This window comes from Solihabitans fulvus (assembly GCF_008386585.1).
In the GTDB taxonomy this organism is placed as follows: domain Bacteria; phylum Actinomycetota; class Actinomycetes; order Mycobacteriales; family Pseudonocardiaceae; genus Solihabitans; species Solihabitans fulvus.
Map to the genome: position 1 here is coordinate 80,531 of NZ_VUOB01000045.1, position 24,475 is coordinate 105,005.

Below are 24,475 nucleotides of genomic sequence, written 5' to 3' on the forward strand. Positions count from 1 at the left end.
GTGACCCGGCATTCGCTTCTGCATCAACTCTTCGCGCACCGTGCGGCGCAGTTCCCGGACGCGGTGGCCGTCGTGGACGGAAGCCTCCAGGTCACCTATGGAGAACTGGCGGAGCAGGCAGGCGGGCTTAGCCGGTTCCTGCGCGCGCTCGGGGTCGGGCTCGGCGGCCGGGTCGGCGTGTGCCTGCCGCCCGGCGCCGACCTGGTGCGGTCGGTGCTGGCGATCTGGCGGGCGGGCGCGGCCGTGGTGCCGGTCGACCGGGACCGGCCGGCCCCCGATTCCGGCGTCTCAGTGCTGCTGACGCACACCGGGCGGGTGTCCGCGCCGGACGGGATCCGCCTGGTGTGCCTGGACATCGCGGCCGTGCCGACGTTTGCGGACGACGCCGCCGAGGTCGAGGTCACCGGCGCGGACGCGGCGTTCGTGGCTGGCGGTCCCGACGGCGACGCGCTGTTGGTGGGGCACGCGGCGCTCGCCGAGGACGTGCGGTGGCTGGTGCGCCAGCACGAGCTGTCCGCCGAGGACCGGGTCCTGCACGCGGACCAGGCACGGCCAAGGGATCTCGGCGCCGCGCTGGTCGCCGGGGCCACCCTCGTCGTGGCGTCGGGGGGCGCGGAGGCGCGGGCCGTTGTCGAGCACGGTGTCACGGTCCTGCCGGTGACCGGGGAACTCGCCGGCGACCTGGTCGGCCAGGCCGACTGGCCGGACTGCGGCTCGGTGCGGCTGGTGCTGTCCACCGGTGCTGCCCTGGACGCCGAGCTGTGCCGGGAGTTGGTGCGGCACAACAAGGCCGCGCTCTGGCACGCGCACGGGCTCGCCGAGTGCGGGGTGGCCGTGACGGCCCAGCCGTTCGACCCGGCGCAGGAGTCGGATGTGCTGCCGCTCGGCCGGCCGCTGGACCACCTGCGGGTGCTGCTGCTCGACGAGTACGGCGAGCGGGTGCCCGCCGGCGTGCCCGGCGAGCTGCACGTGGCCGGCCTCGGCGTCGCGCCGTGTTATCCCGACGCGCCCGAACTGACCGCCGAGCGGCTCGTGCCCGACGCCGACGGCGAGCCCGGCTGGCGGCTACACCGCACCGGTGACCTGGTACGGGAACGCAACGACGGCACGCTCGAACACCTCGGCCTTGTCGATCCCGACGCCGGCCTCGACCTGTTGTCCGGGCCCGGACTGCTGCTCGACTCGGGGCGACCTGCCTATGTCGCACCGGAAACACCGGCCGAGCTGTCGGTCGCCGAGGTGTGGTCGGAGCTGCTCGAGGTCGACGACGTCGGCCTCGACGACGACTTCTTCCAGCTCGGCGGCTATTCGCTGCTGCTGACCCAGCTCACCCAGCGCCTGCACGCGGCCACCGGCCGGCAGGTCCTGCTCGCCGACCTGTACACCGCCGTCACCGTCCGGGCGCAGGCCGCGCTGGTCTCGGCCGGGGCCGACGAGGTGCCGCCGATCGGCCTCGCGCCGCGCGGGGACGCGCTGCCGCTGTCGTTCGGGCAGCGCAGGCTGTGGTTCCTCGACGAGCTGCACCCGCGCAGCGTGGAGTGGGTGCTGCCGCTGTTCCTTCGGCTTCCCGCCGACCTGTCGACCGACGTCGTGCAGCTCGTGCTGGACGCGCTGGCGGCCCGGCACGAGTCGCTGCGCACCCGCTACCTCAGCCGAGGCGGCGAGCCGAGGCAGCTCGTCGACCCGCCGGGCCGCACCGAGCTGCGCGTGCTGGACGGCCCCGCCGACGACGCGGTGTTCCGCGCGCAGTTCGAGGCCGGCTTCGACCTCGCGTCGGGCCAGGTGTGGCGGGCGTTGTTGGTGCGCGAGGCCGGCGCGGAGCAGCTGCTGTTCGTCACCATCCACCACATCGCCTGCGACGGCTGGTCGTCGACGGTGCTGGAGCGGGAGTTCCGGCAGCTGTGCGCCGGACTGCTGGCCGGTCGCGCGCCGGAACTTCCCGCACTACCGGTGCAGTACGCGGACTACGCGGCCTGGCAACGACAGTGGCGCGGCAAGGAGAAGCTCGGGCAGGAGCTGGACTTCTGGCGGCAGGAGCTGGCGGGCCTGCCGCAGCTGGAGCTGCCGACCGACCGCCCGCGCCCGCCGGAGCGCGACCCGCGCGGCGAGCTGGTGCCGTTCACCATCCCCGCCGCCCTCGCCTCGGCGGTGACCGCGCTCGGGCAGCAGCACCAGGCCACCCCGTTCATGACGCTGCTGACCGCGTTCGGCGCGCTGTTGGGCCGGCACAGCGGGCAGTGGGACCTCGGCGTCGGTGTCCCGGTGGCCGGCCGGAGCCGACCGGAACTGGAGCACGTCGTCGGGTTCTTCCTGAACTCCCTGGTGGTGCGCTGCCGGCTCGACGGCGACCCCGCGTTCGCCGACGCGCTCGACCGGGTGCGCGAGACGAGCCTTGCGGCCTTCGCGCACCAGGACGTGTCCTTCGAGCACCTGGTCGAGGAGCTGCGGCCGGAGCGCGACCTGTCGCGCACCCCGCTGTACCAGGTGGCGTTCAACTTCAACGACGACGAGGTCGGCGGCGGCCTGCCCGACCGGGTCGACGGCGAGACCTTCCTGCACGCCAGGCAGGTCGCCAAGACGGACCTGACGCTGTACGTGCGCCGCGAGGCCGACGGGGCCTGGACCGGCGTGTTCGAGTACGCGACCGCGCTGTTCGAGCGCGGCACCGTCGAGCGCCTCGCGAGCCACTTCCTCGCGCTGCTCGAGGCCGTCACCGGGAAACCGACCGCCCAACTGTCCACAGTGGACCTGCTGTCCGCCGACGAGCGGACCGAGCTGCTGACCGCGTGGAACGACACCGGCAGGGACTGGCCGTCGGCCTCGGTGCTCGACCTGTTCGAGGCGGGGGTTGCGGACCACCCGGACGCGGTCGCGGTGGTCGCCGGCGGGTCGCGGCTCACCTACCGCGCCCTCGACGAGCGGGCCAACCGGATCGCCCACCAGCTGGTGGCGGCCGGGGCCGGGCCGGACGCCCTGGTCGGGGTCTGCCTGAACCGGGGACTGGACCTGGTGCCCGCGCTGCTCGGCGTGTGGAAGGCAGGCGCGGCCTACGTTCCGCTCGATCCCGGCAACCCGGCCGAGCGGCTGCGGCACGTGCTCGCCGACAGCGGCGCGCCCGTCCTCGTCACCGAGTCGGCCCTCGCCGACCAGGTCGAGGGCTACCAGGGCGGCGTCGTGCTGCTCGACCGCGACGCGGCCGCGATCGCCGCGCGGCCGGGCACCCCGCCCGCCCGCACCGGCGACCGGGACCGGCTGGCGTACGTCATCTACACCTCGGGCTCCACCGGGACGCCCAAGGGCGTCATGGTGACGCAGCGCGGGCTGGCCAACCACCTGCGCTGGGCCGCCGAAACCCTGGTGACCGGGGACGGCGGCGCGCCGCTGTTCTCCTCGATCGCGTTCGACCTGCCGGCCACCAACCTGTACGCGCCGCTGATCACCGGCCGGCCGGTGCACGTGCTGCCGCACGACCTCGACCTCGGCGATCTCGGCCGCGCGCTGGCCGAGGCGGGGCCGTTCAGCTTCGTCAAGCTCACCCCCGGCCACCTCGACCTGCTCGCGCACCAGCTCACCGACGACCAGGCGAGCGGTCTCGCCGGGCTGATCCTCGTCGCCGGCGAGGCGTTGCCGGCCAGGACCGCGAACCACTGGCTGGACGTCCTCGGCCCCGGCCGCCTGGTCAACGAGTACGGCCCGACCGAGGCGTCCATCGGCTCGACCACCCATCCCGTCGCCGGGCCGCACGCCGCGACCGTGCCGCTCGGCCTGCCGCTGCCCAACACCACGGCCCACGTGCTCGATGACGCGGGCCGGCCGGCCGCCCTCGGGGTCGCTGGCGAGCTGCACCTCGGCGGCGACGGCGTGGCGCGCGGCTACCTTGACCGGCCCGCGCTGACCGCCGAGCGGTTCGTGCCGGACCCGTACGGAACGGCGGGTTCGCGGCTCTACCGCACCGGCGATCTGGCGCGGCGCCGGTCCGACGGCGCCATCGAGTTCCTGGGCCGCATCGACAACCAGGTGAAGCTGCGCGGCTACCGGATCGAGCTCGGCGAGATCGAGGCAAGGCTCGGCGCGGAGCCCGAGGTCCGCGACGCGGTGGTAATCCTGCGCGAGGACAACGAGAACGCGAAGTCGCTGGTCGCCTACGTGGTGCCGGCAGCGGGGCAAACCGTGGACGCCGGTGTGCTGCGCGACCGGCTCGGCGCCGTGCTGCCCGACTACATGGTTCCGGCCGCGGTCCAGTCGATCGAGGCGATTCCGTTGACGGCCAACGGAAAACTCGACCACCGGGCGTTGCCGAGCGTCGACCTGTCGACCGCGGAGCACCGGCCGCCGAGCACCCCGACCGAGCAGCGGATCGCCGAGATCTGGGGCGAACTCCTCGGGGTGGACGGGATCGGGGTCGAGGACAGCTTCTTCGAGCTGGGCGGGCACTCGATCCTGGCGATCCGGATGGTCTCGAAGCTCCAGGACGAGTTCGACATCGACCTGGCCATCCGCGCGGTGTTCGAACGACCGACGATCAGCGGGCTGGCGCAGGCCGTCGAGGAGCACATCAGGGCCGAGATCGAGGCGCTGTCCGACGCGGAACTGCTGCTGGCGACGGAATCCGAGGCATGAGCGCCGCCGACAGCCAGGTATCGCCGCTCGCCGTGCCGGACAGCTGGGCCGACCTCGCCGGACCCGCGCGCGAGCACCGCGTCGACGTGCCGCACGGGGACCTCGCGGACGGCCTGGCCGCCCTCGCCGCCGAGGCCGGCGCGCCGTTGCGGACGGTGCTGCTCGCCGCGCACCTCGCGGTGCTCGGCGCGCTCACCGTCGAGCCCGCCTTCCTGACCTGGGTATCCGGCGGGGCGCTCACGCACACGCGCGGCGCGCGGACCTGGCGGCAGCTCGTCGCGCGGACCCTGGCCGAGCGGGCCGACGCGCGACCGCTGCCCGTCGCCCCGCATGCCGTGCGGTACCTGGACAACCCGGACGCCCACGACGGTGACCGCGCGGGCTTCGCCCTGTCCGTGTTGGCCGGGGACGGGCGGCTGGAGCTGACCACCGCGACCGACCGGCTCGGCCGCGACCACGCCGACCGGCTCGCCGCGATGTACCGGACCGTGCTCGCCGCCATGGCCGCCGATCCGCACGGCGACGCGACGATCAGCTGCCTGCCGGCGGCCGAGCGCGCCGGGATCCTGGCCATGGGCGACACCCCGCCGACGGCCTGGCCGACCGCGACCGTGCCCGATCTGATCGAGGGGCACGCCGCGGCGACTCCCGACGCGATCGCGGTCACCTCGGGCGGCGAGCGCCTGACTTACCGAGAGCTGGACCGCCGGGCCAACCGGATCGCGCACCGTCTGCGAGCCCTCGGTGCCGGGCCCGACACCCTGGTCGCCTGCCGGTTGCGGCGCGGACCCGACCTGATCCCGGCCCTGCTCGGCATTCTCCGCTCCGGAGCCGCGTACCTGCCGCTGGACCCGAGCGTTCCGGCCGGTCGCCTCGCGCGGATCCTCGCCGACCACCGCGTGCCGATCCTGGTGACCCACGCCGCCCTGACTCCCAAGGCGTACCAAGGAAAGCTGCTCGTCCTCGACGAGGACCGCGCGGCGCTCGCGGACGAGCCGACGACCCCGCCCAGGGCGTGTCCCGCGGATCCATTTCCTGCTGCGCGGGGCCCAGGCGTCCTCTCGCGGCGTTGCGCCCACGCCCCCATCCAACACCGGGATGGCGACGCGGACGCGCCTTGCGAGAGAACGCCTGGATCCCCACTCGCGACGGAAGAGATCCACGGGACACGCCCGCCATCGACCGACCCGGCGCGGTTGGCCTACGTGATCTTCACCTCGGGCTCCACCGGCGCGCCGAAGGGCGTCATGGTCGGGCACGCTGCGCTGACCAACCTGCTGCGGTCCTTCCGGGAGCACACCGGCACGTGGCTCGCCGCGACCTCGGTGTCCTTCGACATCTCGGCGCTGGAGATGTTCCTGCCGCTGAGCACCGGCGGCCACCTCGTCGTGGCCACCGACGAGGAGGTGCGCGATCCCGCCGCGCTGCTCGACCTGATCGGCGCGCACGAGGTCAGCCACGTCCAGGCGACCCCGTCGGGTTGGCGGCTGCTGCTCGCCGCCGGCTTCGACCGACCGGGCTGCGTCGCGCTGGCCGGCGGCGAGGAGCTGCCCGGCCAGCTGGCCGCCGAGCTGCGCGGCCGCGTGCGCCGCCTGGTCAACGTCTACGGCCCCACCGAGACCACGATCTGGTCCTCCGCCTGGGAAGTCCCGGCCGAGACCGCCCCGGTGTCCCTCGGCTCGCCGCTGGCGAACACGCGGCTGCACGTGCTCGACGCGGCGGGCCACCCCGCGCCGCTCGGCGTGGCCGGCGAGCTGCACATCGGCGGCGACGGCCTGGCGCGCGGCTACCTCCACCGCCCCGACCTGACCGCCGACCGCTTCGTGCCCGACCCGCACGGCCCGGCCGGCGCCCGCCTCTACCGCACCGGCGACCTCGCCTGCCGGCTGCCCGACGGCACGCTGCGGTTCATCGGCAGGGTGGACACCCAGGTCAAGATTCGGGGCTACCGCATCGAACTCGGCGAGATCGAGGCCGCGCTCACCGCCCATCCCCTGGTTCGCGACGCCGTCGTGGTGCTCCGCGAACCGACGCCGGGCAACAAGCGGCTCGTCGCGTACCTCGTGCCGAACGGACGGGTCGACGTGGCTGCGCTGCGCGCCCGCCTCGGCGCCGTCCTGCCCGACTACATGATCCCCGCGACGTTCGTCGCCATCGACCGAATTCCCTTGAACACCAGCGGAAAGGTCGATCGCGGCGCACTGCCCGCGCCCGACGTCGCCGGCCGGCGACGGAAGCCGGCCGCCGCACCAGCACGAACCCGCCAGGCCGAACCGGTGAAGGAGCCAAGGGCATGAGCATCGACGACATGCGGTCCGCGAAGCAGGACGCCGCGGCGCTGCGTGAGGAGCTGCTGCGCCGCCGGTTGGCCGGCGGACGCGGTGGCCGCCGCTCGTCGATCGGGCGCGCGGACCGGGACCGGCCGCTGCCGTTGTCCTTCGGGCAGCAGCAGATGTGGTTCCTCAACCGGATGGAGCCCGACAGCGCCGAGTACGTCGTGCCGCTGGTGCTGCGGCTGCGCGGCGCGCTCGACGTCGCCGCGCTGCGCGACAGCTGGCAACACCTGGTCGACCGGCACGAGATCCTACGCACCAGGTACGAGCTGACCGGCAGCGAGCCGACGCAGGTGATCGACGCGCCACGGCCGGTGGACCTCCCGGTCCTCGACCTGACCGACCGGGCCGAGCCGGCCGCCAGGGACCGCGAGGCTCGGGAGCTGGTCGAGCGCGAGGTGGCGCGGCCGTTCGACCTGGCGGCCGAGTGGCCGGTCCGGGCGCTGCTGCTGACGCTGGCCGAGGACGAGCACGCCATCGCCGTGTCCTTCCACCACATCGCCTGCGACGCCTGGTCGATCCGGCTGTTCGCGAACGAGCTCAGCGCGCTGTACCGCTCGTTCACCGAGGGCACGCCGTCGCCGCTCGCGCCGTTGTCCCTCCAGTACGCCGACTTCGCCGCGTGGCAGCGCGAAACCCTGACCGGCCAGGCGCTCGAGGGGCAGCTCGACTACTGGCGGCGGCAGCTCGCCGGCCTCACCCCGTTGGAGCTGCCAACCGACCGGCCGCGTCCCGCGATCCGCAGCTCGGCGGCCGACGCCGTCGAGTTCGCCATCCCGGCCGCGCTCGCCGACCGCGCGCGGGAACTGGGCCGGCAGCACGACACCACGCTGTTCACGGTGCTGCTGACCGCCTTCCAGGTCCTGCTGTCCCGCTACAGCGCCAGCACCGACATCCCGATCGGCGTCACCGTGTCCGGCCGTGGGCGGCCGGAACTCCAGCAGGTGCTCGGCTACGGGATCAACACGCTCGTCGTCCGGGGCCGGTGGGACGGCGCGCCCTCGTTCGGCGACCTGCTCGACGGCACGCGGGGCACGCTGCTCGAGGCGTTCGACCACCAGGCCGTGCCGTTCGCCGCGCTGGTCGACGAGCTCCAGCCGGAACGGGACATGTCCCGCACGCCGCTGTTCCAGGTCGACTTCGTCCTGCACGAGGACCGGGCCACCGCCGTCGACATGCCCGGCCTCGCGGTGGAATCCCTTACCGGGCACCGGATCGCCAAGTTCGACCTCACGCTCGAACTGCACGAGTCGGCGGACGGCTCGCTCACCGCGCAACTCACCTACGCCACCGGCCTGTTCCGGCCGGCCACCGCGCGGCGGATGGCCGAGCACTACCGCACGCTGCTCGGCGCGGCCCTCGACCAGCCTGCGCGCGCGCTCGCGGCGCTGCCCATGCTGACCGAACAGGAGCGGGCCAGCGTCCTCACCGGCTTCAACGACACGGCGGCCGAGTACCCCAGCACCAGCACGCTCGCCGACCTCGTGGAGGCCCGGGTCGCCGCCGCGCCGGACGCGCCCGCGGTCACCTTCGGCGACGTGACCCTCAGCTACGCCGAGTTCAACAGGCGCGCCAACCAGATCGCGCACCGGCTGCGCGAACTCGGCGTCGGCGCGGAAACGGTCGTCGCGGTCTGCGCGGAACGCTCGCACGAGCTGGCCGTCGCGGTGCACGGCGTGGTCAAGGCCGGCGCCGCGTACCTGCCGCTCGACCCCGAGTACCCGGCCGAGCGCCTCGCCATGATGCTCGGCGACGCGAACGCCCCCGTGCTACTCACCCAGCGGCATCTGCTCGACCGGGTGCCCGCGACCGGCGCGCGGTCGCTGCTGCTGGACGACCCGGCCGAGTGGTCGGACCAGCCGGACACCGACCCGCAGCGGGAAACGGGCCCGGAGCACGCCGCGTACGTCATCTACACCTCCGGCTCGACCGGGCGGCCCAAGGGCGTGGTCAACACGCACCGGGGCATCGTGAACCGCCTGCACTGGATGCAGAACGCGTACCGCCTCGCCGAGGACGACGTGGTGCTCCAAAAGACCGCGGCGAGCTTCGACGTCTCCGTCTGGGAGTTCTTCTGGCCGCTGACGGTCGGCGCGCGGCTGGTGTTGGCCGCGCCCGGCGGGCACCGCGATCCGGCCTACCTGCGCGACCTCGTCACCGCCGAGGGCGTCACCACCGTGCACTTCGTGTCGTCCATGCTCGGGCTGTTCCTCGCCGAGCCGGGCGTGCGGGGCTGCACCTCGCTGCGCCGCGTCCTGTGCAGCGGCGAGGCGCTGCCCGTCGATCTCGCCACCCGCTGCCTTGCGACGCTGCCGGCGGAGCTGCACAACCTGTACGGCCCGACCGAGGCCGCCGTCGACGTCACCGCGTGGCAGTGCACCCCCGACGCGCTCGACGGGCTGGCGCGCGTGCCCATCGGCGCGCCCATCGACAACATCCACCTGCTGGTGTTGGACGCGGCGCTGGAGCCGGTGCCCGTCGGCCTGCCGGGCCAGCTGTTCATCGGCGGCGTCGGCGTCGCGCGCGGCTACCTGAACCGGCCAGAGCTGACCGCCGAGCGGTTCGTGCCCGACCCGTTCCGGCCGGGACGCCTCTACGCGACCGGGGACCTGGCCAGGTGGCGGCCCGACGGCACCCTGGACTTCCTCGGCCGCGTCGACAGCCAGGTGAAGCTGCGCGGCCTGCGCATCGAACTCGGCGAGATCGAGGCGGCCCTGCGCGAGCAGCCCGACGCGGGCGAGGTCGCCGTCGTGGTCCGCACGGACGGCGACGACCAGCGCATCGTCGGCTACCTCACCGGCCGGGCCGATCCGACGGCGCTGCGCGACGCGCTCAAGCTCCGCCTTCCGGAGTACATGCTGCCGGCCGCGCTCGTCCGGATCGACGCGCTTCCGCTGTCCCCCAACGGCAAGCTCGACCACCGCGCGCTGCCCGCGCCGGACCGGTCCGCGTTCGCGGCGGCCGGGCGCGTCGCCCCACGCAACCCGCTGGAGGAGCGGGTCGCCGCCGTCTGGTCGGCCGTCCTCGACGTGGCCGAGGTGGGTGTCGAGGACAACTTCTTCGAACTGGGCGGCGACTCCATCCGCGCGGTGCGACTGGCCGCCGAGCTGCGCGAGGCGGGCCACGACGTCACCATCCGCGACATCTTCGAGCACCGCACCATCGCGGAACTCTGCACCCGATTGTCCACACTGGACAGTAACGTTGCGCCGTTCCACGCCGTCGCGCCGTTCGCGCTGATCGGCGAGGAGGACCGGGCCGCGCTGCCGGCCGACGTCGTCGACGCCTACCCACTGTCGCAGATCCAGACCGGCATGCTCGTGGAGATGCTGACCGGGACGGACCGAAACGCCTACGTCAACCTCAACTCCTTCCGCATCCCTGACCCGCGACCGTTCTCGCTAGCCACGCTGCGGGCCGCCGCGGCAGTGGTCGCCGCGCGGCACGACATCCTGCGCACGTCGATGCACCTGGCCGGATACTCCCAGCCGCTGCAACTCGTGCACGCGACCGCCGAGCTTCCGCTTGCGCTGCACGACCTGCGCGGCGCGGACCCGGCGGCGCAGGACGAGGCGCGCCGCGAGTTCGTGGCCGGCGAGCGGGCCGGGCGGTTCGAGCTGACCGCCGCTCCGCTGCTGCGGATGACCGTGCACCTGGAGTCGGACGACGCCTGGCGGCTCACGTTCACGCAGAGCCACGCCATCACCGAGGGCTGGAGCCTCAACTCCCTGCTGATGGAGATTGTCGAGGCCTACCAACACCTCCGCGACGACCGCGACCTCCCGCCTTACCAGACGCCCTCGGTGCGCTACGCCGACTTCGTCGCCGCCGAACTCGCGTCCCTCGACGACGACGGCGACCGCCAGTTCTGGCAGCGGATCACCGACGAGCACGCGCCCTTCGTGCTGCCCGCCGGTTGGGGCGACCGGGACGAGCCGGGGCACTGCCGCGTCCAGGTCCCGTTCGCCGACCTCGAGGAAGGGCTGCGGAACCTCGCCGCCAAGGCGAGGACGTCGTTGAAGAGCGTGCTATTCGCCGCGCACCTCAGGGTGCTCGGCACGCTCACCGCCGAGGCCGCCTTCCACACCGGGCTGGTCTGCCACGGCCGACTGGAGGCGACCGGCTCGGACCGCGTGCTCGGCATGCACCTGAACACCGTGCCGTTCCCGGTGTCGCGCGCCGCACGGACCTGGCGGCAGCTGGTCGAGCAGACCTTCGCCGAGGAGATCGAGATCTGGGGCCACCGCAGGCATCCGCTGCCGGCCATCCAGCGCGCGGCCGGCGGCACCGACCGGCTGATCACCGTGGTGTTCGACTACCTCGACTTCCACCAGGTCGACGCCGAACTCGTGGACGTGCGGGCGGGCGCAGGCGGCGCGGTCAACGAGTTCGCCCTCAACGTGGTCGCCGCCGACGGCCACCTGCACCTCACCGCCGACACCGGCATCCTGAACCGGCACAACACCGAACGCCTCGCCGCGATCTACCGGCGGGTGCTCACCGCCATGGCCGCCGACCCGGACGGCGACGCGACCGCCGCCCACCTGCCCGACGGCGAGCGCAGCAGGCTGCTCACCGAGTGGAACGACACCGAGGGGCCTACAGCCGACCTGCCGGTGCACCAACTGTTCGAGGCGCAGGCGGCAGCGACGCCCGACGCGCTCGCGGTCTCCTGCGCGGACGGCCAACTCAGCTACGCCGAACTCAACGAGCGTGCGAACCAGCTCGCGCACCACCTGCTGGCGCTCGGCCTCGGCCAGGACGCGCTGGTCGGCGTCTGCCTGGATCGCGGACCCGACCTCGTCCCCACGCTGCTGGGCATCCTCAAGTCCGGTGCCGCCTACCTGCCGCTGGACCCCTCCGTGCCGGCCGAACGCCTCGGCTACCAACTCGCCGACACGCGCGCGGCGGTGGTCCTCACCTCCGCCGACCACGCTCCCCTGTTGGCCGGCCTGCACGGCGGCGAGCTGATCGTCCTCGACCGGGAGCGCGCGGCGATCTCCGCGCGCCCGAAGACGAACCCCGCGCCCGTCGGCGACCTGGACACCCTGGCGTACGTGATCTATACGTCCGGTTCCACCGGCACGCCCAAGGGCGTCCAGGCCCACCACCGGGGTCTCGCCAACTATCTACAGTGGACAGTCGATGCCTACGCCGCACACGGCACGGGTGGCGCGCCACTGTTCTCCTCCATCGCCTTCGACCTCGGCATCCCCAACCTCTTCACGCCGCTGATCACCGGGCAGCCGGTTCACCTGCTGCCGCAGGACCTCGACACCGCCGACCTCGGCATCGCACTCGCCGAATCCGGCCCCTACAGCTTCATCAAGCTCACGCCAGGACACCTCGACCTGCTCACCCACCAGCTCAACCCGGCACAGGCCACCGCGCTCGCCGGGTTGGTCATCGCCGCCGGCGACACCTTCCCCACCGCGCTCGTCGAACGCTGGACGAAGCTCGCCGGGCCGAGCGGCACCGCCGTCGCCACCGAGTACGGCCCGACCGAGATCACCATCGGCAACTCCGGCCAGCCCTTCATCCGGTTGCCCGACACCGAACTGACCCCGCTCGGCGCGCCGATTCCCAACACGACGATGTACGTGCTGGACCAGAACCTTCAGCTGGTTCCGCTCGGCGTGCCTGGCGAGATCCACATCGGCGGCACCGGACTCACCCGCGGCTACCTCGGCCGACCCGACCTCACCGCAGACAAGTTCGTACCCAACCCCTATGGGCCGGCCGGTTCGCGGCTCTACCGCAGCGGCGACCTCGGCGCGTACCAGCCCGACGGCTCGCTGGACTTCCTTGGCCGCATCGACAACCAGGTCAAGATCCGCGGCTACCGCGTCGAACTCGGCGAGATCCAGGCCACACTCATCGCGCACCCCGACATCCGGGACTCGGTCGTCACCGCGCGCCAGGACCACACCGGCCAGAAGACCCTCGTGGCGTATCTCGTTGCCGCCGAAGGCATCCTGCCGGACGCGGCGGTGCTGCGGGACGCCCTCGCGGCCACGCTGCCGGACTACATGATCCCGGCCGCATTCGTGTCGATCGACCGCATTCCGTTGACCCCCAACGGAAAGACCGACCACCGCGCCCTGCCAGCGCCCGACCGGTCGGCGTTCGCGGCGGCGCAGCACGTCGACCCGCGCAACCCGACCGAGGAACGCCTCGCCGCCGTCTGGGCCGAGGTGCTCGGCCTCGCGCAGGTCAGCGTCGAGGACAACTTCTTCGACCTTGGCGGCGACTCCATCCGCGCCGTCCGACTCGCCGGCGCGCTCCGCGAGGCCGGCTACGACCTCGGCATCCGCGACATCTTCGAACACCGCACCATCGCGGGCCTCGCCTCGGTCGCGGCCGAGCAGGGCGAGGCGCTCGCGCCGTTCCAAGCGGTCGAGCCGTTCGCGCTGATCGGCGCGGCGGACCGGGCCGCGCTGCCCGAGGACGTCGTGGACGCCTATCCGCTCTCGCAGATCCAGACCGGCATGCTGGTCGAAACGCTCACCGGCGCGGACCGGCGCAGCTACCACAACCTCAACTCGTTCCGGATCCCCGACCGGGTGCCGTTCTCGTTGCCGGCGCTGCGCCGGGCCGTGGACATCGTCACCGCGCGGCACGACATCCTGCGCACGTCGATGCACCTGGACGGGTACGCCCAGCTGCTGCAACTGGTGCACGCGTCCCTGTCCGTCCCGATCGCCGTGCACGATCTTCGCGGCCAGACCGAGCGGCAGCAGGAGCGCGCCGGTCTCGACTTCGCCGACCGCGAGCGCGCCGCCCTGTTCGACCTCGCCGCCGGCCCGCTGCTGCGGGTGGCCGTGCACCTCGAATCGGACGAGGCGTGGCGGCTGACCTTCACGCAGAGCCACGCCATCACCGAGGGCTGGAGCTACCACTCCATGCTGATGGAGCTGCTCGACGCGTACCACCACCTCCGCGACGGCCGCGACCTCCCGCCCTACGACGCTCCTGCCGTGCGCTACGCCGACTTCGTCGCCGCCGAGCTGACCTCGCTCGCCGACGAAGGAGACAAGGCGTTCTGGCGGAACATCACGAACCACCACGCGCCGCTCGCCCTGCCGACCGGCTGGGGCGAGGACGGCGCGGCCGAGCGGTACCGCGTCCAGGTCCCCCTCGCCGACGTCGAGGACGGCCTGCGCGCGCTGGCCGGCCGGGCCAGGGTGTCGCTGAAGAGCGTGCTGCTCGCCGCACACCTCACGGTCATGGGCGGCCTGACCGGCGAGACGGCCTTCCACACCGGGCTGGTCTGCCACGGCCGCCTCGACGTGCCCGGCGGCGAACGCGTGCTCGGCATGCACCTCAACACGCTGCCGTTCCCGGTGTCCCGCACCGCGCGCACCTGGCGTCAGCTCGTCGAGCAGGCGTTCGCGGTGGAGACCGAGCTCTGGGCCCACCGCAGGTATCCGCTGCCGGCGATCCAGCGCGACACGGGCGCCACCGACCGGCTGCTGTCGGTCATGTTCGACTACATCGACTTCCACCACGTGGACACCGCGCTGGTGGACGTCGCCGCGACGCTGGTGGACGGCGCGACCGAGTTCGCGCTGCACGTCTCCGCCGCCGGCGGGCACCTCAACCTGATCAGCTCCACCGACGTGATCAGCCACCGCAACGCCGAACGCCTTGCCGCCATGTACGGACAGGTGTTGCGGGCCATGGCCGCCGATCCCGACGGCGACGCCACCGGCACCTACCTGCCGCCCGCCGAGCGCGCGAAGCTGCTCGCCGACTGGAATCCAGTCGCAAAGCAGCCGCTGGAGTTGTGTGTCCATCGGCTCTTCGAGGACCAGGTCGCCGAGACACCCGACGCGGTCGCGGTGGTCTTCGACGGCGCCGAGCTGACCTACGCGGAGCTGAACGACCGCGCCAACCAGCTGGCGCACCACCTGCGCGCCCTCGGCGCGGGGCCCGACACCCTGGTCGGCGTCTGCCTGGAACGCGGGGCCGATCTCATGCCGACCCTGCTCGGCGTGTTGAAGTCCGGCGCGGCCTACCTGCCGCTGGATCCGGCGAACCCGGCCGACCGCCTCAACTACGTCCTCGCCGACGCGGCCGCACCCATCCTGGTCACGAGGTCCGACCTGGCCGGCCGATTCACCGACTCCTACCGGGGCGACGTCGTTGTCCTCGACCGCGATCGGGACACTGTCGCCGCGAAGCCGACCGCGAACCCCGCGTCCGCAAGCCACCCGGACAACCTGATCTACGTCATCTACACCTCGGGCTCCACCGGACGCCCCAAGGGCGTGTCCCTGACGCACGGCAACGTCGCCAGGCTGTTCACCAGCACCGCGCACCAGTACGGGTTCGGCGTCGACGACGTGTGGTCGCTGTTCCACTCCTACGCCTTCGACGTCTCCGTCTGGGAGATGTGGGGCGCCCTGCTGCATGGCGGCCGGCTCGTCGTGGTGCCCGCCGAAGTCACCCGGTCGCCCGAGGAGTTCCTCGACCTGCTCGTCGCCAACCGGGTCACGATCCTGAGCCAGACGCCGTCCGCATTCCGGGGCCTGGTCTCGTTGGCGGCCGACGGCGACCCGCGCATCGATCGGTTGGCGCTGCGCGCGGTCGTGTTCGGCGGCGAGCGGCTGGAGTTCCACGAGCTGCGCCCGTGGGCGGCCAGGGTCGGCCTCGCCACACCGTCGCTGGTCAACATGTACGGCATCACGGAAACGACCGTGCACAGCACCTTCCACCTGGTCACCGAGGAGGACCTCGGGGCGCACGGCCGCAGCCCGATCGGCCGGCCGATCAGCGACCTGAGCGTGCACCTGCTCGACCCGCGCGGGAACCTCGTCCCTGTCGGCGTGCCAGGCGAGATCCACGTCGGCGGCGACGGTGTGGCCAGGGGCTACCTCAACCGGCCCGACCTCACCGCCGAGAAGTTCGTGCCCGATCCGTTCGGGCCGGCCGGATCCCGCCTCTACCGCAGCGGGGACCTGGCTCGAAGGCTGCCCGACGGGACCCTCGAGTTCCTCGGCCGCATCGACACCCAGGTGAAGATTCGGGGCTACCGCATCGAACTCGGCGAGATCCAGGCCGCCGTCGCCGCGCACCCCGACGTCCGCGACGCCGTCGTCATCGCCCGCGAGGACCAGCCGGGCGAGAAGACGCTGGCCGCCTACCTCGTCGCCGAGGACGGCCGGAGCCCGAGGGCGGCCGAGCTGCGCGGGCACCTCGCCGACACGCTGCCCGACTACATGGTCCCCGCCGCGTTCGTGCTGATCGACCGCATCCCGTTGACGGTCAACGGAAAGCTGGACCACCGGGCCCTGCCGGCACCCGACCGCGCCGCGCTCGCCACTGCGGCGCACGTGCCGCCGCGCAACCCCGTCGAGGAGCGGATCGCCGCCGTCTGGTGCGCGGTGCTCGGCCTGCCGCAGGTCAGCGTCGAGGACAACTTCTTCGCCCTCGGCGGCGACTCGATCCGCGCGGTGCGGCTGGCCGGCGCGCTCCGCGAGGCCGGCTACGACGTCGCCATTCCCGACCTGTTCGCGCACCGGACCATCGCCGCGCTCGGCGCGCTGGTCGGCGAGCTGGACGCGCCGGTTCGGCGGGTCCGCGCGGTGGCGCCGTTCGAGCTGATCGGTGAGGAGGACCGGGCCGCGCTGCCGGCTGACGTCGTCGACGCGTATCCGCTGTCCCAGGTGCAGATCGGCATGCTGGTCGAGACGATCACCGGCGCCGACCGGCAGAGCTACCACAACCTCAACTCGTTCCGGCTGCCCGACGAGCGGCCGTTCTCGCTGGCGGCGCTACGGAGGGCCGTCGACCTCGTCTCGGCGCGGCACGACATCCTGCGCACGTCGATGCACCTGACCGGGTACTCCCAGCCGCTGCAACTCGTGCACGCGACCGCCGAGCTTCCCCTTGTGTTGCACGACCTGCGCGGCGCGGCCGAGGACGAGGTGCACCGGGCCGGGCTCGACTTCCTGGCGCGGGAGCGCGCGACGGGGTTCGAGCTGACCGCCGCCCCGCTGCTGCGCCTCAACGTCCATCTGGGGTCCGACGACGCCTGGCGGCTCACCTTCACCCAGAGCCACACCATCACCGAGGGCTGGAGCCTCAACTCCCTGCTGATGGAGATCGTCGAGGCCTACCAACACCTCCGCGACGACCGCGACCTCCCGCCCTACGACGCGCCTGCCGTGCGCTACGCCGACTTCGTCGCCGCCGAACTCGCCTCGCTCACCGACGAGCGGGACCACGAGTTCTGGCAGCGGGTCACCGACGAGCACGCGCCGCTCGCGCTGCCCGCGAGTTGGCGGGACAACGCCACGACCGAGCCGCAGCACCTGCGAGTGCCCTTCGGCGACCTGGCCGACGGCCTGCGGGACCTCGCCGCGCAGGGCGCGGTGTCGCTCAAGAGCGTCCTGCTCGCCGCGCACCTCAAGGTCATGGCCACGCTCACCAACGAACCCCGGTTCCACACCGGGTTGGTGCTGCACGGCCGGCTTGAGGCCGTCGGCGGCGAGCGGGTGCTCGGCATGCACCTCAACACGGTTCCGCTGCCGCACAACGGCATCGCCCGCTCCTGGCGTCAGCTTGTCGCGGACACCTTCGCGCAGGAGACCCTGATCTGGGCGCACCGCAGGTATCCGCTGCCCGCCATCCAACGCGCCTCCGGGGTCGAGCGCCTGGTCACGGTCCTGTTCGACTACCTGGACTTCCACCAGGTGGACAGCGCGCTGGTGGACGCGCCGACCGGGGGAAGCGGCGCGGTCAACGAGTTCGCCCTCAACGTCATCGTCAGCGGCGGCCACATCGGCCTCACCTTCGGCGCGGGCGTGCTCGGCACGGCCGACGCGGCGCGGCTGGCCGCCACTTACCGCGCGGTCCTGGCGGCGATGGCAGCCGACCCCGACGGCGACGCGACCGGCACGCACCTCGCGACCGAGGACCGCGCCGCGCTCCTGGCCGGCGGCGCTGGCGCGACCGTGGATCGGCCGGCCGGCACGGTGGTCGACCTGTTCGAGGCGCAGGCGGCCGCGACGCCCGACGCCCTCGCGGTCTCCTGCGCGGACGGCCGGCTCAGCTACGCCGAACTCGACACGCGCGCCAACCAGGTCGCACAGCACCTTGCCGCGCTGGACATCGAGCCGGACGCGCTGGTCGGCGTCTGCCTGGATCGCGGCCCCGACCTCGTCCCCACGCTGCTGGGCATCCTCAAGTCCGGCGCCGCCTACCTGCCGCTGGACCCGTCCGTGCCGGCCGAACGCCTCCGCTACCAGCTCGCTGACACCGGGGCGCGGGTCGTGGTCAGCACGTCCGCGCTCGCCGACCGCCTGCTGGCGGACTTCGGCGGCACGCTGGTGCTGCTCGACCGCGAGCGGGCGGCCCTCGCAGCCCGGCCCGTCGCGCCGATCGCGCGGACCGTCGACCCGGACTCGCTCGCGTACGTGATCTACACGTCCGGCTCCACGGGCACCCCCAAGGGCGTCCAGGCCCACCACCGGGGTCTCGCCAACTATCTACAGTGGACAGTCGGTGCCTACGCCGCACACGGCACCGGCGGCGCACCACTGTTCTCCTCCATCGCCTTCGACCTCGGCATCCCCAACCTCTTCACCCCACTCATCACCGGGCAGCCGGTTCACCTGCTGCCCCAAGACCTCGACACCGCCGACCTCGGCACCGCACTCGCCGAATCCGGCCCCTACAGCTTCATCAAGCTCACGCCAGGACACCTCGACCTGCTCACCCACCAGCTCAACCCGGCACAGGCCAACACCCTCGCCGGCCTGGTCATCGCCGCCGGCGACACCTTCCCCACCGCCCTCGTCGAGCGCTGGCAACAGCTCGCCGGACCCGAGGGCACCGCCGTCGCCACCGAGTACGGCCCGACCGAGATCACCATCGGCAACTCCGGCCAGCCCATCACCCGGCTCCCCGACACCGAACTCACCCCGCTCGGCGATCCCATCCCCAACAGCACCATGTATGTCCTCGACGCCGGCCTGAACCTCGTCCAACCCGGTGTGCCGGGCGAGATCCACATCGGCGGCACCGGACTCACCCGCGGCTACCTCGGCCGACCCGACCTCACCGCAGACAAGTTCGTACCCAACCCCTATGGGCCGGCCGGTTCACGCCTCTACCGCACCGGCGACCTCGGCCGGATCCTGGCGGACGGCTCGCTGGACTTCCTCGGCCGGATCGACAACCAGGTCAAGATCCGCGGCTACCGCGTCGAACTCGGCGAGATCCAGGCCGCACTCACCACCCACCCCGACATCCGGGACGCCGTGGTCACCGCGCGCCAGGACCACACCGGCCAGAAGGCCCTCGTGGCGTACGTCATCGCCGAACCGAGCGGCACACAAGACGCGTCGGCGTTGCGCGCGCACCTCGCCGGCACGCTGCCGGACTACATGATCCCGACGGCGTTCGTGCCACTCGACCGGATCCCGTTGACCGTCAACGGAAAGGTCGACCTCCGGGCGCTGCCCGCGCCCGACCGCGCGACCCTGGTGACAGCCGCGCGCCTTGCCCCGCGCAACCCCGTCGAGGAGCGGATCGCGGCCGTGTGGGCCGAGGTGCTCGGGCTGACGGAGGTGAGCGTCGAGGACAACTTCTTCGACCTTGGCGGCGACTCCATCCGCGCCGTCCGACTCGCCGGCGCGCTCCGCGAGGCCGGCTACGACCTCGGCATCCGCGAGATCTTCGAACACCGCACCATCGCGGGCCTCGGCGTGCTCGCCGCCGGGCAGGACGGCCCCGCCGAGCCGTTCCGCGCGGTCCTGCCGTTCAGCATGATCAGCGACGAGGACCGGGCGGCGCTGCCGGACGGCGTCGTCGACGCGTACCCGTTGTCGCTGCTGCAAACGGGCATGCTGGTGGAGATGCTGGCCGACAGCGAGCGGCGCAACTACCTGGACGTCAGCTTCTACCGGATCCCCGACGAGCAGCCGTTCTCGCTGCCCGCGCTCACCGAGGCCGCCAGGATCATCGCGCTGCGGCACGACATCCTGCGCACCTCGGTCGCGCTCACCGAGTACTCCCAGCCGCTCCAGCTCGTGCACGAGACGGCCGATATCCCGATCGCCTTCCACGACCTGCGCGGCATCGACCCCGAGCGGCAGCTGCGCGCCGGGGCCGAGTTCATGGCTGCCGAACGCGCCGAGGGCTTCGACCTGGCCACCGCGCCGCTGTTGCGGATCGGCGCCTACCTGGAGTCCGACGAGTCCTGGCGGCTCAGCTTCACGCACTGCCACGCCGTCACCGAGGGCTGGAGCATGCACTCGCTGACGATGGAGCTGATCGAGGCGTACCACCAGATCCGCGACGGCCGCGACCTCCCGCCCTACGACGTGCCGGCCGTCCGCTACGCCGACTTCATCGCCGCCGAGCTGACCTCGCTCGGCGACGACCAGGACCAGGCGTTCTGGCAGGACATCACCGACCACCACACGCCGCTCGCCCTGCCGACCGGCTGGGGCGAACGGAACCGGCCGCGCGAGCCGCACCGCGCCCAGGTGCCCTACGCGGACCTGGAGGACTCGCTGCGCGCGCTCGCCGCCAGGGCCAACGCCTCGGTCAAGAGCGTGCTGCTGGCCGCGCACCTCCAGGTGATGAGCGCCCTGCACGGCGAGGCTGCCTTCCACACCGGGCTGGTCTACCACTGCCGGCTGGAGGCCGCGGGCGGCGAACGGGTCCTCGGCATGCACCTGAACACGCTGCCGTTCCCGCACATCCGCACCGCAGGCACCTGGCTGGAACTTGTCGAGCGGGTGTTCGCCCAGGAGACCCAGATCTGGGCGCACCGCAGGTATCCGCTGCCGGCCGTGCAGCGCGCCTCCGGCTCGACCGAGCGGCTGATCAGCGTGGTGTTCGAGTTCCTGGACTTCCACCAGGTCGACACCGAGAAGGTCGACGTCGCCGCCGAGTACCACGCGGCCCCGAACGAGTTCGCGCTGAACGTCACGGCGCTGGGCGGGCAGATCTACCTCGCCACCGGCACCGACGTGCTCAGCAGGGAGTTCGCCGACCGGCTCGCCGCGATGTACCGGGAGGTGCTCGAGGCGATGGCCGCCGACCCGACCGGCCGCACCACCGACACCTGCCTGCCGGCGGCCGAGCGCGCCAGGATCCTGGCCGCCGGCAGCACCCCTGCGGTGGACCGGCCAGCAACCACCGTGGTCGACCTGATCGAGGCGCAGGCCGCCGCGACACCCGACGCGGTCGCCGTCGTGTTCGGCGACAGCACGTTGACCTACCGGGAGCTCGACCGCAGGGCCAACCGCATCGCGCGCCACCTCGGGACGCTCGGCGCTGGACCCGACGTGCTGGTCGGGGTCTGTCTCGATCGCGGCCTCGACCTCGTGCCGACGCTGCTCGGCGTGTGGAAGTCCGGCGCGGCCTACCTTCCGCTCGACCCGACCACTCCCGTCGAGCGGCTGCGGCACATGCTGTCCGACACCGCGACACCCGTCCTGGTCACCCAGGCCGAACACGCCGAGGCGCTCGGCGCACTGCACGCTGGCGAGCTGGTCGTCCTCGACGAGGACCGGGTCCGCGACGCGATCGCCGCCAACCAGGCGACGCGGCCCGACCGCGTGATCGAGCAGAACCAGTTGGCGTACGTGATCTACACGTCCGGTTCGACCGGCAAACCCAAGGGCGTGCTGGCGCACCACGCCGGCCTGGCCAACTATCTACTGTGGACGGTTGAGGCCTACGCGGCGCGCGGCACTGGCGGCGCTCCGTTGTTCTCGCCGATCTCCTTCGACCTCGGCATCCCCGACCTGTTCACCCCGTTGATCACCGGGCAGGCGGTGCACCTGCTGCCGCAGGACCTGGACACCGCCGACCTCGGCGCCGCGCTGGCCGAGGCTGGGCCGTTCGGCTTCGTCAAGCTGACGCCGGCGCACCTCGACCTGCTCGCGCACCAGCTGACCCCGGCGCAGGCGAACTCCCTTGCCGGGCTGGTCATCGCGGCGGGCGACGCGTTCCCCGCCACGCTCGTCGAGCGCTGGCGGCGGCTCGCCGGCCCGACCGGCACCCCGCTGGCCACCGAGTACGGCCCGACCGAGATCACCATCGGCAACTCGGGCCAGCCCATCGACCAGCTGCCCGACACCGACCTGATCCCGCTCGGCGACCCGATCCCCAACACCACCATGCACGTCCTCGACCCGTTCGGGCACCTCGCTCCGTTCGGCGTGCCCGGCGAGGTCTGCATCGGCGGGGTCGGCGTCACCCGCGGCTACCTCAACCAGCCCGCGCTGACCGCCGAGCGGTTCGTGCCGGATCCCTTCGGGCCGCCGGGATCCCGCCTCTACCGCAGCGGCGACCTCGGTCAGCGGCGGGTGGACGGCACCCTGGAGACGCTCGGCCGCGCCGACACGCAGCTCAAGATCCGGGGCTACCGCATCGAACTCGGCGAGATCCAGGCCGCGCTCACCGCGCACCCCGGCATCCGGGACGCCGTCGTCGTCGCCCGCGAGGACCAGCCAGGCCAGCAGACCCTGGTGGCCTACCTGGTCGGCGAGAACCCACCGGACGCGGACGAGCTGCGCGACCGGCTCGCCGGCACGCTGCCCGACTACATGATCCCGGCCGCCTTTCTGACCATCGAGCGCATCCCGTTGACGGTCAACGGAAAGCTCGACCGGCGGGCCCTGCCAGCGCCGGACCGGGGCGCGCTGACCACCGCGCAACACGTCGCCCCGCGCACCCCGACCGAACAGGCAATGGCTGCGGTCTGGGCGGACGTTCTCGGCGTCGCGGACATCGGCGTCGAGGACAACTTCTTCGAGCTGGGCGGCGACTCCATCCGCGCGCTCCGGCTCACCGGGGCGCTGCGCGAGGCCGGCTACGAGATCACCATCCGGGACGTCTTCGAGCACCGCACCATCGCCGAACTCAGCGCGGTCGCGGCCGAGCAGGGTTCGGCGGCGACGCCGTACCAGGCCGTCGCGCCGTTCGCGCTGATCAGCGAGGAGGACCGGGCCGACCTGCCGCCCGGTGTCGTGGACGCCTATCCGCTGTCCCAGATCCAGACCGGCATGCTCGTGGAGATGTTGTCGGACAGCGAAAGGAACACCTACCACAGCCTGAACTCGTTCCGGATCCCCGACCAGCGCTCGTTCTCGGCCCCGGCGCTGCGGCGGGCCGTCGACCTCGTGGCGGCCCGGCACGACACGCTGCGCACCTCGATGCACCTGGCGACCTACTCCCAGCCGCTGCAACTCGTGCACGCGGTCGCCGAGATCCCCATCGCGGTGCACGATCTGCGCGGGATCGACCCCGTCGAGCAGGAGCGGATCGGCCGCGAGTACGTCGAGCGCGAGCGCGCCACGCTGTTCGACCTGGACACGGCCCCGCTGCTGCGGATCGGCATCCACCTGGAGTCCGACGCGGCCTGGCGACTGAGCTTCACGCACTGCAACGCGATCACCGAGGGCTGGAGCTACCACTCCCTGCTGATGGAGATCATCGAGGCCTACCAGCACCTGCTCGACGGCGAGGAGCCGCCGCCGTACGAGGCGCCCTCGGTGCGCTACGCCGACTACGTCGCCGCCGAGCTGGAGTCGTTGGCCAGCCAGGAGGACCAGTCCTTCTGGCAGCGGGTCACCGACCGGCACGCGCCGATGGCGATGCCGGAGGACTGGGGCGCGGACGGCCCGGCCGAGCCCTACCGGCTCCAGGTGCCCATCCAGGACCTCGAGACCGGCCTGCGGTCGTTGGCCGCCAAGGCGAAGGTGTCGCTGAAGAGCGTGCTGCTCGCCGCGCACCTCAAGGTGATGAGCACGCTCACCACCGAACGCGCGTTCCACGTCGGCCTGGTCTGCCACGGCCGCCTCGACGCGCCCGGCGCGGACCGCGTGCTCGGCATGCACCTGAACACGCTGCCCTTCCCGCACATCACGGGCGCGGCCACCTGGCTCGACCTCGCGCGGCAGGTGTTTGACAAGGAGATCGAGGTCTGGGGGCACCGCCGCTACCCGCTGCCAGCCATCCAGAGCGCGACCGGCAACCCGCAGCGGCTCATCACCGTGATGCTGGAGTACCACGACTTCCACCAGATCGACACCGACCAGGTGGACGTCAGCGCGGAGCGCAACTCCGTGGCCACCGACTTCGCGTTCCACGTCATCGCCACGGCCGGCGCGCTGAACATCATCAGCTCCACCGACCTGGTCAGCCACCGCAACGCCGACCGCCTCGCCGCCATGTACCGGGAGGTGTTGCTGGCCATGGCCGCCGACCCCGACGGCGACGCCACCGGCGACTGCCTGCCGCCCGCCGAGCGGGCGGTGGTGCTGGCCGCGAGTGCCGCGACCGTGCCGGAGCGACCGGTCACCCTGACCCTGCACGAGATCTTCGCGCAGCGGGCCGCCGCGACGCCGGACGCGGTCGCGGTGGTGTGCGGGGACGACCGGCTGACCTACGCGGAGCTGAACGCGAGCGCGAACCGGATCGCGCACCATCTGCGCTCGGCGGGCGCGGGGCCCGGCACGCTCGTCGGGCTCTGCGTCGACCGCGGCCCCGACCTGATG

3 protein-coding genes (1 of these 3 only partly in view) are annotated in these 24,475 nt (G+C 72.7%); all 3 read left to right on the forward strand.

The window, feature by feature from the left end; translation table 11 throughout:
• Tightly spaced (each overlapping or abutting the next), the 3 genes in view from F0L68_RS25035 to F0L68_RS25045 form a layout consistent with a single transcriptional unit that may run on beyond the window.
• Positions 1 to 4,620, forward strand: coding sequence for a non-ribosomal peptide synthetase (locus tag F0L68_RS25035; RefSeq protein ID WP_188316811.1), 4,620 nt, complete (start codon positions 1 to 3; stop codon positions 4,618 to 4,620).
• Positions 4,617 to 6,917 carry a non-ribosomal peptide synthetase gene (locus tag F0L68_RS25040; protein WP_149852244.1) on the forward strand — a complete coding sequence of 767 codons (2,301 nt, stop codon included), beginning with the start codon at positions 4,617 to 4,619 and terminating at the stop codon, positions 6,915 to 6,917. Before F0L68_RS25035 ends, F0L68_RS25040 begins: the two co-directional genes overlap by 4 nt.
• On the forward strand, positions 6,914 to 24,475 hold the 5' portion of the coding sequence (locus tag F0L68_RS25045; RefSeq protein WP_149852245.1) for a non-ribosomal peptide synthetase. The gene runs 4,032 nt beyond the window's last position; the window shows 17,562 of its 21,594 coding nt (coding positions 1-17,562); its start codon is at positions 6,914 to 6,916; its stop codon lies beyond the right edge, outside the window. Before F0L68_RS25040 ends, F0L68_RS25045 begins: the two co-directional genes overlap by 4 nt.

Excerpts from the sequence above, each read along its gene's own strand:
- F0L68_RS25040 (WP_149852244.1), top strand. The coding sequence starts at position 4,617 with ATGAGCGCCGCCGACAGCCAGGTATCGCCGCTCGCCGTGCCGGACAGC.